The organism is Shewanella sp. Pdp11, from assembly GCF_002838165.1.
GTDB classification, from domain to species: Bacteria; Pseudomonadota; Gammaproteobacteria; order Enterobacterales; family Shewanellaceae; genus Shewanella; species Shewanella hafniensis.
Window position 1 is genome coordinate 3,495,756 of the sequence record NZ_CP015194.1, and the last position, 14,991, is coordinate 3,510,746.

Below are 14,991 nucleotides of genomic sequence, written 5' to 3' on the forward strand. Positions count from 1 at the left end.
TCGACCAACGCAATCCACTTTCCATTAAAAATGGCCAGCATCCAACATCTTATAGCGAATAGCTAACCGCGTTAGCTCAACATCACCACTGATCCCCAGTTTGGCAAATAAACGATAGCGGTAACTGTTAACGGTTTTAGGGCTTAAGTTCAGCTGCTCAGAAATATCGTTTACCTTCTCGCCGTTGGTGATCATCAACATGATTTGTAACTCACGTTCAGACAGAGACTTAAACGGGTTTTCATCGGCGGGATTAAACTGGCTCAGCGCCATCTGTTGGGCAATTTCAGGGGATAAATAACGTTGGCCACGAGAGACCTGACGTATCGCTTGCAGTACTTCCGGTGGCGTAGCCCCTTTAGTCAAATAACCCGAAGCGCCAGCCTGCATAACTTTACTTGGAAACGGATCTTCCGTGTGCACAGTCAACACAATTATTTTAGCATGGGGCTGATAACGTAAAATTTTTCGAGTGGCTTCCAGTCCGCCCATTCCTGGCATATTCATGTCCATTAAGATCACATCGGCTTCATTTTGGCGAGCCCACTGCACCGCAGTCTCACCATCAGGGGCTTCGCCCACCACTTTGATCCCACGTTCATCTTCTAAGATACGGCGGATCCCAGTTCTCACAAGCTCATGATCGTCAACCAAATATATCGAAATCAACTTTATCCACCTTTTACTATTTTCAGCTCGTTCCGTGCGTTAAATAAAGCAACACAGCAAACGGATAACGAGTTCATAAGGCTAATTTAGCCCAACAACCCCATTTCGCAAAGCATAAATTCAACATTGTTAACTAGATGATATTTAAAGAAAGGATTCCAGAATAGCATACCAATAAAAAGCGTTTAAAAACGAAGCAATACACAAAGCGCTATCAGCCTAAATGCTTGTTGGATCGGTAGTACAGCACAAACAAAAAGGCCATCATTACTGATGGCCTTTTCGTGAATATAGCGTAGGAGCTGCGCTTCAAATCAGGAACCCAAGGGTTCAAACGATATGAATGCAAAATGCCGCTAATTGCTTAGCGGCATTTTGACTAAATATGGCGGAGGAGCAGGGATTTGAACCCTGGGTGGGCTATAAACCCACGCCGGTTTTCAAGACCGGTGCATTAAACCACTCTGCCACCCCTCCGAACGAGCGAGATAATAGCGATCTCTACTGCCACTGTAAACTTAAATTTATGCTTAATCGTGTTAATTGATTATTTCAAATTCAATTTTTGATTAAAAAACGTGTTTCAAAGCAAAAACAGAAAACTTGTGGCTTAGAGTGAGAAACCTTGGTTCAAATTGCACGAACAAAAAAGGCCATCATTACTGATAGCCTGTTTCGTGAATATAGCGGAGGAGCTGAACTTAGAATGAGGAACCTTAGTTCAAATTGCACAAACAAAAAAGGCCATCATTACTGATGGCCTGTTTCGTGAATATAGCGGAGGAGCTGAACTTAGAATGAGGAACCTTGGTTCAAATTGCACAAACAAAAAAGGCCATCGTTACTGATGGCCTTTCTCGTAAAATATGGCGGAGGAGCAGGGATTTGAACCCTGGGTGGGCTATAAACCCACGCCGGTTTTCAAGACCGGTGCATTAAACCACTCTGCCACCCCTCCGAACGAGCGAGATAATAGCTATCTCCTACTCCGCTGTAAACTCTTAATTTAAAATAGCAATCCACATGGTCAATCTACATCCAATTTGCTTAAAAAATCGCGTAATTCGGCTTATGCTTTGAATTTCCGGTCAGTTAAAGCACCACTAACAAGGCGATCAACTACATAACTTTTTATCAGGATATTAGGCTTAAGCTCGATTAATATTGATTAAACGGTCGGATAGTTTCTGCATTTCAAGGCTTAACGCATCGAGTGCGGTCGCATCAAGTGAGTTATCTTCACTAATGCTATTAATCCTCACCGCCAACTCATTGATCTCCTGAGTCACTTGGCTTTGTTGCTGAGCAGCTAAAGCAATTTGCTGGGCTCGCTGCGAAATATCATCGAAACTTTGTACAGTACTCGATAGAGAACTGGCCGCTCCCTCAGCCTCAGCAACTGCGTGGACAGTGCGGGACTCGCCCGTTTGCATCGCTTGTACCGCAAGCCGAGATGCTGATTGTAAAGCATTAATCATGGTACTGATTTCATTGGCGGAATCTTGAGTACGACCAGCAAGAGTTCGCACTTCATCGGCAACAACCGCAAAGCCGCGACCCTGTTCCCCCGCCCTTGCCGCTTCTATTGCCGCATTTAACGCTAACAGATTAGTTTGCTCTGAAATCGCCTTGATCACATCCAATACGGCGCCCACTTTCTGGCTATCTTGAGCCAACAGGGATATCACCTTGGTCGCATTGGCGATCTCCCCCGCTAATGCCTCAATCGAAGCATTGCTGGATGCCACTCGGGTTTGCCCTTCCCGCACCACAATTAAAGAGGATTGCGCCGTTGCAGCACAATCGTTAGTGTTATTCGCCACTTCCATCGCGCTTGACGACATTTGTGTTATCGCCGCGGCGAGTTGCGCACTCTCAAGCCGCTGCTGTTCTGCACGTTGGGCTAACCTATGGCTCAGACCACTTAATTGCGTTGCCTCAAACTGAACTTTCTTCGCCTCTTGGGTGATCAAATCTAGCATTGCCCTCAGTGTACCCGCATAGGTATTTACAGCTCGACGCAAAGCACCAATTTCATCATCCCGCTGAATTTGCAGCTCGACATTGGCGCCCAAATTACCGCTCCCAAGGGAAGCAATTTGATCTGTGGTTTCCTCAAGCTGCGCCAACAGTTTTTTACCCGACAACCACGCCAAATAAAGTAAAATGGCGAGCAAGGGTAATAAAAACAACAAAATATCAAAGGTCAGCTCACGGGCAAGCCCTGTGACTCGGGTCTTTGGCGTCACAAGACCAATCACCCATCCGGTATCAGGCATCACAAAAAGGCTTACCTCGCTCGCCTGATTGAGTCTTCCATCCTTATCTAAACTCACGGAAATTACGTTATTAATTGAGGTTTGTTTAAGCGCAGCTTCAACGGGGGCAAGCCAAGGTAACTGCCCGACGAGATCGGTAAAGCGCAGCATAATGTCGGACTTATTCGCTTCAGGAAAATGCAAGATATTACCCGCTTGATCTAAAGCAAAAGCATAGCCGTCAGTTACATTGCCATGTTCTGTTAGAAATTTTGCTAAATCATCAAGTTTTAAATCTATTGTTGCGACCCCAGCAAATGTCCCCGTCAGACGATATGGCACACTGCATGTCACCATCGCCACTTTCGTCACGGTATCCTGATAGGCTTCAGACCATAGGCACTGGGATACTGAACTCGTGCGTGCCCCTGTATACCAAGGATCATTGTGATAGCCAGGGCCAGATTGCGTATTATAGTCATCGGAATAAGCCAGTAAATTATCGCTACCACGGGCCCAGAAAAAACTGTGACGGGTGCTGCCAGCGACAAATTTATCTGGCTCTGGCCAGATCCCACCGCCTGCAATAGTGAGATCGCCATTGTTATCAATTAGATTAGGTAAGGAATTAAGATAAAGAGCTTGCTCGTGGGGTAGCACTTCTGCAAGGCGTGCAAGGCTTAAAGTAATACCCTCAATGCTGGCAAGCTTAAGTGCGAGTTGCCTCACGATACTGCTACCGGTTTGCTCAATTAACTCCTGACTCGCCGCCACTACTCTAGGTTGCCCCCTCAGTGACATCACACCAAAAACGGCGAGTCCGGTCAGTAAAAGCAGTACTATGCTGCCCATAGTGAGGCGCTGCGAAATACGTGTTGGTAACCACATAGCTTTCTCTACTTAAAATAAGTCACCCAGATGGGAGAATTGCTCGGCCGTATGACCCAAGATTGTCGAGAATCATACGTCGCACCATCCTAGTGCAAATTTTAAAGGCCATAAAAACCATTAAGTTGGCCACGGATTTGAGTGTAGACCATAAATAGAAAGAGCGGACTAAAATGCCGCTAATCAGCCACAGTAACGCAGCTTTGAATGAAAACATGGGATTCAAATTGCACAAACAAAAAAGGCCACCATTGCTGATAGCCTATCTCCTGAATATGGCGCAGGAGCTGCGCTTAGAATGAGGAACCTTGGTTCAAATCATGCAAACAAAAAAGGCCATCATTACTGATGGCCTTTCTCGTAAAATATGGCGGAGGAGCAGGGATTTGAACCCTGGGTGGGCTATAAACCCACGCCGGTTTTCAAGACCGGTGCATTAAACCACTCTGCCACCCCTCCTAACGCCGAAAATAATATAAGCATACCGCTAGCTTGTAAACCTCAATTTTTAATTCTCGAATCAAATGCTCAACTTATATCCACTCAGGTGTTTTTTACGGCAAATACATCACCCGTTTTAACGAATAATCGGGCAAACAGACGTAAAAACACCTATACAGTGAGAGACTTGTCGTCTTGGTATGGTAAAATCACTGTAACTTTTCACGGTAAATGCTTATATGAATTCACTCTTGATACCCACGTCTTCACTCGCACCTGAATTTAGCCTGCCAACCCTTTCTGAAACGGATGCTAATCTGAGCGCATTACTCTTAGGGCAAGAGCGCACTGTGGATGCGTTTAAACTCCACCAAGCTGTTGTCGATCAACACTTATATTTAGCCGATTTCCCGAGTATTGACCGCCAGTTAATCATCAAAGCTTGTATCGATAGCCTAGCACCTCTATCCCCTGCGTATTTAGTGGCGACACGTCCGATTGATAAGGCGGTAACATTTCAGTGGCAGTCCGATAAGCCACTAGAAAATCAAGGAAGTATTGCCGAGAAAACCACTCACTATTGCTACCTTAGTGGTAATATTCGCCGCGCTGATTTAGTTGGCCGTATGGTGCAAACTGGGACAACGAGTCAGTATAAAGCTGGCGCCCTAGCACAATGCCATTATGTATTCATTTGCGCCGAGTCACTGTGGAAACGTGAAGGTTTATGGGAATTAGTGATGCAAATCCTTACCCATAAAGAATATCAAATTAGCAGCAGCCTAAGTCCTATTCCACTGAACTGTAAGATTGTCCTAGTTGGTGCTGGGATGATTTATAGCCAAGTCAGAACAGAGGATTGGCAATTTCAACGTCACTTTACACTACTAGCAGAACTCGCCAGCGAAATCGACTCGGTGCGTTATAAAGAGTCACAATACGTCACATGGCTGCAAGCGGTTGCCCAAAGCGTGGATGTCACGCTTGAACAATCCAGCTTAGCGCCACTCTTTCGTTATAGTGCACGGTTAACCGAACATCAACGTCGTCTCAGTTTGTCTATGCTCGAGTTTGCCCAACTCATGGTGCAAGCAAAAGCCTACCGTGGTAAACCAAGTATCAATGCAAGCAGTATTGAGCACGCGTTAACCCAAGCCAACTATCGGCATAACAGTTCGGAAGAATATTCAGGCCAAAGCTTCGATGACAATTTCATAAATCTGCCAACTTCGGGTGCTATGGTTGGCCAAATCAATGGCTTAACTGTGATTGATGCTATCGATTATAGCTATGGTGAACCTGCGCGGATCACGGCATCGGTTCACTACGGTGATGGTGAAGTAGCCGATATTGAAAGAAAATCTGAACTTGGTGGGAATATACATGCCAAAGGCATGATGATCCTTTCAGCCTGTTTATACCGTATCTTTGGACGAGACGCACCTTTACATCTGAACGCCAATATCGTTTTCGAGCAATCCTATCAAGAAATTGATGGCGATAGTGCATCACTCGCGGAGTACTGTTGTTTGATGTCGGCGATTGCCGAGCAGCCCATTATTCAATCACTGGCGATTACCGGCGCATTGGATCAATTTGGTAATGTGCAAGCGATTGGCGGTATCAACGAGAAGATTGAAGGCTTTTTTAATCTGTGTGAGCGCCGCGGACTTACCGGAGAACAAGGCGTTATTATGCCCAAGTCGAACGTGCTACAGCTAAATCTTAATCCCAAAGTGATTACAGCTGTAGGCAAAGGACTGTTTCATATCTATGCCATTGAGCATATGGATCAGGCTGTAGAGCTATTAATGCAAATGCCCGCGGGTGTTGCCGATGAAGATAATGATTTCCCTCATGATTCATTATACGGCCTCGTACAGGAACGATTAGATAAGCTCGCAGGAAATGGAGAGGAGGAAATCGGTCTAATCACAAGATTGCTCGCAAAATTGGGATTTTTTCGCCGCTAATTAGCTGATCGGAGTTGTTTAGCTTACACGTGTTCGCTAATCTTGGCGGCTCTTATTGCTGGAGTAGTAAAACAATGAATAAAGCAAACAGTTTCAATAAAGAAGAACTCATCGCCTGTGGCCATGGGAAATTATTTGGTCCAAACTCACCTCGTCTACCTGTCGATAACATGCTGATGATAGATAGAATCGTCACTATCAATGATAATGGCGGCGAGTTTGGCAAAGGTGAAATTGTCGCTGAACTCGATATTAATCCAGACTTATGGTTTTTCGACTGCCACTTCATTACCGATCCTGTGATGCCAGGCTGTTTAGGCCTAGATGCCATGTGGCAGCTCGTTGGCTTCTATTTAGGCTGGGAAGGCGCTGAAGGTAAAGGGCGTGCACTAGGTGTTGGTGAAGTGAAGTTTACTGGCCAAGTATTACCTGGCGCGAAGAAAGTCACTTACAAGCTCAATATCAAGCGTACTATTCACCGTAAACTGGTAATGGGCATTGCCGATGCAATTCTTGAAGTGGATGGCCGTCAGATCTACAGTGCAACCGATCTTAAAGTCGGTGTCTTTAGCGACACCTCTACATTCTAATCCGCCTTACTCCAAAACACTGAAGATATAAGTACTGCAGATATAAAAATGCCCTCATCTGAGGGCAATATGCTGCATTACTTATTCTGGGCTATTTAATTAGTGAGGTAAAACTCAATTATTTATTAAATAGCCCATTAACTCGGCCATCCACACCTTCACGCCAACCACCTAACCACTGCGATCGCGAATCAAGATTTGCATATGGACAGAGCTCCTTAGAGCGTCCACCAACCCCAGCTTGGAATCCTTTTGAAAAAGCTCTGTCTAAACGATCTCGTTTTTGTCTTTTCATGCAAGCGTCCTCTGTTCTACATAAAATAGAAGCAAAAGCTTCACACATAGGAATAGTGCTTTTTGACGCCAAGATCAATCAAAAAATCGTCCATTTTATCGACTATTTATTAAACTATTGAGATCATGATTAAAAAAAATCGAGGCATTTTGCCTCGATTTTTTAAGTCTGAATTGAAGCTTAAAACTTAACGAATTCGACGACGGAACCACACTAATGGCAAGACAAATAACCAAGCTAGGGTTGCTGCACCTTGACGTTCATAATTACTATTATCAGTGTTGTCATCAACTACAGTACAAGCTTCACCGCTAGAGGCCGGTTTTAACACGACCATACGCGGAACATAAGCAGTTACTGGATCACCATTTCCATTGAGTTCAAATAGTGCTTCACCATTTTCGCCAATTACTATGTTGCCATCTTTATCAAATTGATAAGAAGGTTTACGGATAAACGCCGTCCCTACAATAGTGCCTTCTTCGTTAATACTCGTCCCTTCGACCACAATAATATCGGCATTGTACGTGAAGGTTTTACCCGAACCGTCACGCACTTCGACTTGATGACGTGCCCAGCTACCATCGCTGGCTTTTTCATAGCCTTTAGATTCGCAGGTCAACAACTTATTTAGATTGCTAAACTCACCAGTTGATTTCTCATACAGGAAACCGGCTTTAGGACGGGGTTTTTCTTTATCGTATGTTGTCTCAATATAACCTACAACTTGGCCTTTATTGTTGATACTCTTCGGTTTACTCGAAAGATCCGTTGTAGAAGCGGCGAAATCATTCGGGGTTACTATTGTTGCATCAGCTTGATTCGTATCAAAATAGAAAAACTTGTCGCGCAAATAACCTTGAATATAGCTGCGATAACTACCGACAAGAATACCACTGTCATTAATATCATAGGCAATAGAGCTAGAAATCGAATCGACCATAGGGATCCAATGGTATTGGTATTTACCTTCAGTATCTTTAGCCCAATAAGCTGCATCTTGACGCAAATTATTGGTGTCACCACCACGATAAACATGTGAGCGACCCACTACGACACCATTATCATTCAAACCCAATGCTTGAGCGGTAAAGGTCAAGGTATTGTCAGTCGCAGGCGTTAGGCCTAAAGGTAACTCAGTGCCTGTAGCTACATCATTCTCGATTTGCCATACATAGCCACGAGTCTGATACTGAATATTACGTGTACCAGTACTATTCGGGTATTGCTCGCGTTGTACGCAAACATCCAACGGCAAAGTATTATCTGTACCTAAACAATAATTGACACGATCGCTACCATATTTACTGATATCGGTACTAACATAACCCGCTACTAAATTATTGCTATTAATGGCTGTTGCCGCCGACCATCCACCTAACTCAGCTGTTTTAGTATTGTCAGCATTAACAAATTTAGTATAAGGCGGCGGTAAAGAAATTTCTGTTTGACCGGATTTCGCGACACCGCGGAACTCATAATCACGGTAATACCAGTAATCATCTGTTACATCAGTAGTTGCTGTATTCTCTGTTTTCTTTTCAGGTGCAGTCATGCTGCCCACTTTGATACCTGCATCATTAATACCGTAATAAAAGGTATCAACTGAATTAATCACAGCCGTATCACTTGGCGGTTTAGTGCCATTAATGCTGTCAAAGGTAGGCAACCAAGGGTTAGATGTTTCGTCATTTTCCTTAGCAACAAAGGCAAAGTTGTTAGCAATGATGGCTTTATCTATCGAATACGTAATAGTTTCTTCTGGCGCGATACCATCGGCAACATCAATAACGCCACCTTCAACATCTGAACTGCTGAGTTTTTTCTTGCCCTTTGAAATACCGACTAATTCATCATTGCCATTCACACCTAAGGCATAACCACTACGAGTACCTTCAAGGGTACCTTGCAGATCAAAATTATCGATATTAACGATTTCATAGACAGGTGCAGCATGGGCACTGTTTAATACACCAAGGACACCTAGGGCAACCAAGGAAAGGGCTTTATCCAACTTTGACTTCATTAATTCTATTCCCATTTTTATTATTGGTTTACTTCAGTGACTCAAGCTCTTCCCAACGCTCGAAGCAAACTTCCAATTGCTTTTCTTTATACGCCAACAGGCTCAATACCTGATTAACTTTATCCTGCGCCTGACTATAAAAGTCTGCATGTCCAATGCTCGTCTGCAATGCGAGAATTTCAGCCTCTAATTGCTCCATCACAGTGGGTAACGACTCTAACTCACGCTGTAACTTATAAGACAGTTTTTTTACCGATTTCGCAGGTTCTGCAGCCTTAACTTCAACCGCTTTCGTTGCAACCGCAGGAGCTTCGACCGCCTTTTGCGAACTAGGTTCCTCAGAATAAAACTTTGCCCCCTGATTCACAGCGTCTTGATAACCACCCACATACTCGCTCCAATGGCCATTACCCGCATACCACCAACTACTGGTGACGGTATTATCGATAAATGCCCTATCATGGCTCACTAACAAAAGTGTGCCTTGATATTCAGTGAGCAGCGACTCTAGCAATTCTAGGGTCTCAATATCAAGATCGTTGGTCGGTTCGTCGAGTATGATTAAGTTTGCTGGACGAATTAATAGCTTAGCCAACAACAGACGGTTTTTTTCACCACCCGATAGCGCTTTCACAGGGGTTCTGGCACGCATAGGTGAGAACAAGAAATCCTGCAAATAACTTAATATATGGCGGTCTTGGCCATTAATCGTGATGGTTTTTTTACCTTCGCCAACGTTATCTTCAACCGTTTGCTCAGGATCTAAGGCTTCACGATATTGGTCGAAATAAGCGATTTCAAGCTTAGTACCGACTTTAATTTCGCCCGATTGCGGTTGCAGCTTTTCGATTAACAGCTTGATCAAGGTTGATTTTCCACAACCATTCGGACCGATCAGCGCAATACGATCGCCGCGGATAACCGTCGTATTAAAGTTTTTAACTAAATTTTTATCGGGCAGATTGAAGTTAAGATCGGTTACATCAAACACTAACTTACCAGAGCGTTCGGTATCCGATACCGCCATCTTAGCATTGCCTTGACGGTTTAACCGCTCACTGCGCTCTTCACGTAGGGCCTTTAGCGCACGCACTCGGCCTTCATTACGGGTTCGTCTAGCTTTAACGCCTTGACGGATCCACACTTCTTCATCGGCGAGACGCTTGTCAAACAAGGCATTTTTCTCAGCTTCAACCCGCAGCCATTCTTGCTTACCATCAAGATACATTTGATAGTTGCCCGGCCATGAGGTCACAACACCACGGTCTAAATCGACAATCCGCGTCGCCATACGGGCAATAAAGCCCCTATCGTGACTGATAAAGACGATAGCGCCTTGATAATCGAGTAAAAACTTTTCAAGCCACTCAATGGTGTCTATATCTAAATGGTTGGTTGGTTCATCGAGTAACAAGAGATCAGGCTCGCTGACCAGTGCTCTGGCTAACGCCACTTTACGCTGCCAACCCCCGGATAACTCGCTCAAGGATTTATCAGGATCGAGTCCTAATAATTCGCAGTTTTGTTGAATGCGCGAATCGAGCTGCCAACCATTATAATGATCTAAGGTTTCTTGCAGACCTTGCATCTCATTCAGCATACGATCCATTTGCTCAGGGGAGGCATGGGCGACATCGTGGGACAGTTGATGATAACGCTCAAGCGCCTCACCCACTTCCTTTAACCCTGCCGCAATATACGCGTATACCGTACCTTGCTCAGCTTTAGGTGGATCTTGCTGTAGACGACTCACGGTCACATTACCAGCGATGTTGAACTCACCTTCGTCCAACAACACATCGCCGGATAAGATTTTTAATAAACTCGACTTGCCAGCTCCGTTACGGCCAACAATACACACGCGCTCGCCGCGTTGAATAGTAAAATCCGCTTTTTGTAACAACGGAGTGTAACCATAGGCTAAAGAGCCACTATTGATACGAACCAGACTCAAACTAAGCTCCTGTAAACTCTTGTAATTGCGTTGCGTTAAATGGCCAATGTAACTCTCTATCATCCCAAGCTTTAAGCACAGGGATCGATACGCCGTAACGCTGCGCGAGGTATTCATCGTCACATATATCTATGGCCCGATAACCAATATCAGCCGCGTCCAATAACGCCGCGGCAAGTTCACACAGATGGCAGCCATCTGTGTGATATAGCAGATAAGGCCTGTTATCTAATTCTGCTTGAGTCAACTCAGGCATGGGTGATAAGCCAGGTATTATGAATATGTGGATTGCGTTTGTAGTCCATAGGTAAAGTCACATCATCAATGTTCTTCACATTAATGTTCATCTTTGTCAGCGTCTCTATGTCCATCTTAAACTTACGTTTATTGTTAGAGAACACGAGCTCGCCCGTTGGACTGAGCAGTTTCACTAAAGATGCCAATAAATTCACATGGTCCCGTTGCACATCAAACGAATCTTCCATGCGCTTAGAATTTGAGAAGGTTGGCGGATCAATAAAGATTAAATCGTACTGTTCATTACAATCACGGATCCACTGCATGCAGTCAGATTGAACAAACTCATACTGCTTACCTTGCAGTCCATTGAGCGCAAAGTTGTCCTTCGCCCAAGCGATATAAGTATTAGACATATCAACTGTCGTTACCGACTTAGCACCACCTAGCGCTGCGTGCACAGAAGCAGAACCTGTGTAAGAGAACAAGTTCAGTACGCGGCGACCTTTAGACTTTTGACCGACTAAGCGACGTGTCAATCTGTGATCGAGGAACAAACCAGTATCCAAATAACCGGTTAAGTTCAACTTGAACTTAGCGCCATATTCGGTGGTAATAAGCTCTAACTTACGCTCATCCAGCTTTTGATATTGACTCGTGCCCTTTTGACGCTCACGGGTTTTCATGATCATCTTGTTCGGATTGATGCCAATGGCCGATGGCAGTGCTAATAACACATCGCTTAAACGACGTTTAGTCACGGCTTCAGGTATGGTCGCTGGCGCCATATACTCTTGAATAATCACGTAATCTAAATACTTATCAACTGCGACGTTATATTCAGGAATGTCGGCATCGTAAATACGATAGCTGTCGATGCCTTCTTTCTTCGCCCATTTCTCTAATAACTTGGCATTCTTCTTAATGCGGTTAGCAAAAGCTGGGGCGATATCGGCAATGTCGACACCATCTGGCAGCACTGGTGTATCACGGCGAGTACTGTTGGCATGCAAGGTGTAGATGTTAAAAGCACACTCAAGTGCACCGTTGAACATCTTCATCTGTTTATCGGCTTTAAGCTTAAGCGATGACACCAGTTCAATATCACTACACAGCATGGCCACTTTCCAGCCGCCAAACTCTTTCTTAAACTTGTCGCCCAGCTGATAGTAAAGCTGCAATAACTCAGACACATTGCCTAAACGCTCACCATAAGGTGGGTTAGTGATCAAATAGCCGCTTTCCGCTGGCGGCGTTATCGTTAAAGCATCCGCAACTTTAAATTCGATTAACTCCAGTACACCGGCATTTTCGGCGTTACGTTTGGCTAACGCGACTAAACGCGAATCGATATCTGAACCGTAGAATTTAATCTCGCAACGTTTCACGCCCAATGATGCACGCGCTTTCGCTTCTTCAACGATTTCTTGCCACACGGCTTTATCATGGCGACGCCAATGTTCAAAACCAAAACGGCTACGTTGCAGACCTGGGGCAATATCGGCCGCCATTAAAGCCGCTTCAATTAATACAGTACCGCTACCACAGAAAGGATCGAGCAAAGTCGAAGGCGCCGCTTGCCAGCCACTGCGTACGAGCATGTTGGCGGCTAAGTTTTCCTTCAATGGCGCTTCACCTGTGGTCGAACGATAGCCACGTTGATGAAGCGATGGACCCGAGAAGTTCATCGCAATCGTGATCACGCCATTACGGAAATGTGCATCAACTTTAAAATCAGCATCAACACGAGACACATTCGGACGCTCAATATCATCATCACGGAAACGATCGACAATCGCATCCTTAATCTTCAAGGCGCCAAACTGGGTATTATTGATAAAACCACCCGTACCGTGAAAATCGATACTAAAAGTGCTTTTATTGGAAAAGTGTGCCGGCCAATCGACACAATAAGCGGCATTGTAGAGTTGCTCTGCCGACTCGCAGCTGCCTTTATAGATAACCAACACAATGCGGCTGGCTAAGCGTGTCCATAAAGTAATACGATACGCTAAAGCTAAGGAGGCAGTGAAATATACACCTGCAACACTCTCTTTTACTTCAGTCGCACCAAATTCTGTCAGCTCTTGGGCTAAGCTATATTCAAAGCCCTTAGGGGCGGCGGCAAAAAAATTAAGCATGGGATAATCAGTACACAGTCAAAATCAAAGCGACATTATACCTGCTCGGATACATAAAAGATAAACAGTTATTAGCCCAAGTCCCATTTAGTCACTGTCTTGACCTAAGATAATCGACGAAAAATCCCCAACTTATACGTAAATCGTATGAAAGCCCCCCACTCCGCTTTATATTTAAGCGTTCACCACCTTTTTCGATCTTCGTCCTTGCAATGCCAAGGCGCTGCCGTTATAGTCTGCCCCGCTTTGAAGACGGACGCGGGATGGAGCAGCATGGTAGCTCGTCGGGCTCATAACCCGAAGGTCGTAGGTTCAAATCCTGCTCCCGCAACCAATTTAAAGCACAATAGTAAAGTAAAACAGATAGATATCGGACGCGGGATGGAGCAGCATGGTAGCTCGTCGGGCTCATAACCCGAAGGTCGTCGGTTCAAATCCGGCTCCCGCAACCAATTTAAAGTAAAATAGTAAAGTAAAACAGATAGATATCGGACGCGGGATGGAGCAGCATGGTAGCTCGTCGGGCTCATAACCCGAAGGTCGTCGGTTCAAATCCGGCTCCCGCAACCACTTTCTATATGTGTTTATAACGAGAAACGGCTATCGGGCTCAACTCCTTATAAACAACAGGCCAAGGTAGTCGCTGATTTAACATTAGCAATCCGGCTACTGCAACCGATTCTTAAATGACAGAATTAAAACAGTGATTAACAGCAACAATCGGACGCGGGATGGAGCAGTATGGTAGCTCGTCGGGCTCATAACCCGAAGGTCGTCGGTTCAAATCCGGCTCCCGCAACCAATTCTTAAATGACAGAATTAAAACAGTTATTAACAGCAACAATCGGACGCGGGATGGAGCAGCATGGTAGCTCGTCGGGCTCATAACCCGAAGGTCGTCGGTTCAAATCCGGCTCCCGCAACCACTTCTCTTTATTAAAGAGAAAATGACCAGCACAAGCTGGTTTTTTTGTATCTAAAATTCGTAAAACCTTCCGTAAATAATCACTCGTGCACCCGGTAACTCGTCGGGCTCTATTCAGTTGACATCAATGCGTTTTTTGGATGTCAAATTTCGCCATAAAAATATCGGACAATATGACGCCAGCCATAGCACCAAAGGAAACGGTGAAAATCATGATAAAAGGTAGAGGTTTTAAATAAGCGGAAGTGAGCATGCCTTGACCAAACCAGTGCAGTAATAAACCAAGGAACATGACACCAAAAGCGAGCTTATTCGCGGCAAAAAACATCGGAATTTCAAACGCCCATAGCTCCTTGTTTCCCTTAAATTGAGCGAAACCGAAATAGAGATAAAGCAGTAATGCCACCATAGCGATAGCACCAACACTGAGTGTATAGCTTAACTGAGATGTCCCAGACAAGACTTGATAGCCAATATGAATGGAATAAATACCGACACCCAACCAAAGTATCAGCAGCGGCAATAAAATGAGCCCCATTTTTTATCCTTAAAAGTTGAGATATAAATACACTTTGCACCTAAAGCGGGCTTTGA

General features: G+C 44.7%; 10 protein-coding genes and 8 tRNA genes. 7 read left to right on the forward strand and 11 right to left on the reverse strand.

The features are described 5' to 3' along the window. Positions 1-24 precede the first annotated feature (24 nt). The 5 genes from uvrY to AYJ58_RS15455 all read right to left on the reverse strand — a co-directional run bounded on the left by uvrY (position 25) and on the right by AYJ58_RS15455 (position 4,274). On the reverse strand, positions 25-669 hold the full coding sequence (uvrY, locus tag AYJ58_RS15435; protein ID WP_006082070.1) for a UvrY/SirA/GacA family response regulator transcription factor: 645 nt from the start codon (positions 667-669) through the stop codon (positions 25-27). A gap of 386 nt (positions 670-1,055) precedes the next feature. After that, a tRNA-Ser gene (locus AYJ58_RS15440) sits at positions 1,056-1,146 on the reverse strand. A 390-nt stretch (positions 1,147-1,536) separates the two neighbouring features. Next, positions 1,537-1,627, reverse strand: a tRNA-Ser gene (locus tag AYJ58_RS15445). Positions 1,628-1,817: 190 nt separating this feature from the next. Further along, positions 1,818-3,815 (reverse strand): methyl-accepting chemotaxis protein, encoded by a 1,998-nt coding sequence (locus tag AYJ58_RS15450; protein WP_106650807.1) that lies wholly within the window; start codon positions 3,813-3,815, stop codon positions 1,818-1,820. Between the two features lie 368 nt (positions 3,816-4,183). Continuing rightward, positions 4,184-4,274, reverse strand: a tRNA-Ser gene (locus tag AYJ58_RS15455). A gap of 221 nt (positions 4,275-4,495) precedes the next feature. On the opposite strand from AYJ58_RS15455, the gene AYJ58_RS15460 reads away from it, so the two are divergent. Together AYJ58_RS15460 and fabA are read left to right on the forward strand one after the other, a co-directional pair. Beyond that, positions 4,496-6,229, forward strand: coding sequence for an AAA family ATPase (locus AYJ58_RS15460; protein ID WP_106650808.1), 1,734 nt, complete (start codon positions 4,496-4,498; stop codon positions 6,227-6,229). A gap of 74 nt (positions 6,230-6,303) precedes the next feature. Beyond that, positions 6,304-6,819 (forward strand): bifunctional 3-hydroxydecanoyl-ACP dehydratase/trans-2-decenoyl-ACP isomerase, encoded by a 516-nt coding sequence (fabA, locus tag AYJ58_RS15465; RefSeq protein WP_028759638.1) that lies wholly within the window; start codon positions 6,304-6,306, stop codon positions 6,817-6,819. Positions 6,820-6,937: 118 nt separating this feature from the next. Here fabA and rmf read toward each other — a convergent pair whose 3' ends face one another. The 5 genes from rmf to rlmKL all read right to left on the reverse strand — a co-directional run bounded on the left by rmf (position 6,938) and on the right by rlmKL (position 13,472). Further along, positions 6,938-7,114, reverse strand: coding sequence for a ribosome modulation factor (gene rmf / locus AYJ58_RS15470; RefSeq protein ID WP_006082074.1), 177 nt, complete (start codon positions 7,112-7,114; stop codon positions 6,938-6,940). 187 nt (positions 7,115-7,301) lie between these two features. Then, complete coding sequence (locus AYJ58_RS15475) at positions 7,302-9,140, reverse strand: DUF3466 family protein (protein ID WP_106650809.1); 1,839 nt, start codon at positions 9,138-9,140, stop codon at positions 7,302-7,304. Between the two features lie 28 nt (positions 9,141-9,168). Next, positions 9,169-11,094: an ABC transporter ATP-binding protein gene (locus AYJ58_RS15480; protein ID WP_106650810.1), complete on the reverse strand. Its 1,926-nt coding sequence runs from the start codon at positions 11,092-11,094 to the stop codon at positions 9,169-9,171. 1 nt (position 11,095) lies between these two features. After that, entirely contained in the window at positions 11,096-11,350 is a 255-nt protein-coding gene (locus AYJ58_RS15485; RefSeq protein ID WP_106650811.1) for a glutaredoxin family protein, read from the reverse strand. Continuing rightward, positions 11,343-13,472, reverse strand: a complete 2,130-nt coding sequence (rlmKL, locus tag AYJ58_RS15490; protein ID WP_106650812.1) for a bifunctional 23S rRNA (guanine(2069)-N(7))-methyltransferase RlmK/23S rRNA (guanine(2445)-N(2))-methyltransferase RlmL — start codon at positions 13,470-13,472, stop codon at positions 11,343-11,345. The genes AYJ58_RS15485 and rlmKL overlap by 8 nt, the downstream gene beginning before the upstream one ends. Positions 13,473-13,729: 257 nt before the next feature. Between rlmKL and AYJ58_RS15495 the strand changes: the two genes are divergently transcribed. The 5 genes from AYJ58_RS15495 (at position 13,730) to AYJ58_RS15515 (ending at position 14,398) form a co-directional block, all read left to right on the forward strand. Continuing rightward, positions 13,730-13,806: transfer RNA gene (locus AYJ58_RS15495), tRNA-Met, on the forward strand. Between the two features lie 41 nt (positions 13,807-13,847). Continuing rightward, positions 13,848-13,924 (forward strand) — tRNA-Met (locus tag AYJ58_RS15500). Between the two features lie 41 nt (positions 13,925-13,965). Then, positions 13,966-14,042, forward strand: a tRNA-Met gene (locus tag AYJ58_RS15505). Positions 14,043-14,197: 155 nt separating this feature from the next. After that, positions 14,198-14,274 (forward strand) — tRNA-Met (locus AYJ58_RS15510). 47 nt (positions 14,275-14,321) lie between these two features. Next, positions 14,322-14,398 (forward strand) — tRNA-Met (locus tag AYJ58_RS15515). 123 nt (positions 14,399-14,521) lie between these two features. Here AYJ58_RS15515 and AYJ58_RS15520 read toward each other — a convergent pair. After that, the gene (locus AYJ58_RS15520; protein WP_106650813.1) at positions 14,522-14,935 is read right to left on the reverse strand and encodes a hypothetical protein; all 414 of its coding nucleotides are present in this window, start codon (positions 14,933-14,935) and stop codon (positions 14,522-14,524) included. Between the last annotated feature and the right edge of the window lie 56 nt (positions 14,936-14,991).

Bases quoted from the DNA above. Each gene is read 5' to 3' on its own strand.
- rlmKL (WP_106650812.1), bottom strand. From the start codon at position 13,472: ATGCTTAATTTTTTTGCCGCCGCCCCTAAGGGCTTTGAATATAGCTTA.
- AYJ58_RS15450 (WP_106650807.1), bottom strand. From the start codon at position 3,815: ATGTGGTTACCAACACGTATTTCGCAGCGCCTCACTATGGGCAGCATA.
- AYJ58_RS15520 (WP_106650813.1), bottom strand. From the start codon at position 14,935: ATGGGGCTCATTTTATTGCCGCTGCTGATACTTTGGTTGGGTGTCGGT.
- AYJ58_RS15475 (WP_106650809.1), bottom strand. From the start codon at position 9,140: ATGAAGTCAAAGTTGGATAAAGCCCTTTCCTTGGTTGCCCTAGGTGTC.
- AYJ58_RS15460 (WP_106650808.1), top strand. From the start codon at position 4,496: ATGAATTCACTCTTGATACCCACGTCTTCACTCGCACCTGAATTTAGC.
- rmf (WP_006082074.1), bottom strand. From the start codon at position 7,114: ATGAAAAGACAAAAACGAGATCGTTTAGACAGAGCTTTTTCAAAAGGA.
- AYJ58_RS15485 (WP_106650811.1), bottom strand. From the start codon at position 11,350: ATGCCTGAGTTGACTCAAGCAGAATTAGATAACAGGCCTTATCTGCTA.
- fabA (WP_028759638.1), top strand. From the start codon at position 6,304: ATGAATAAAGCAAACAGTTTCAATAAAGAAGAACTCATCGCCTGTGGC.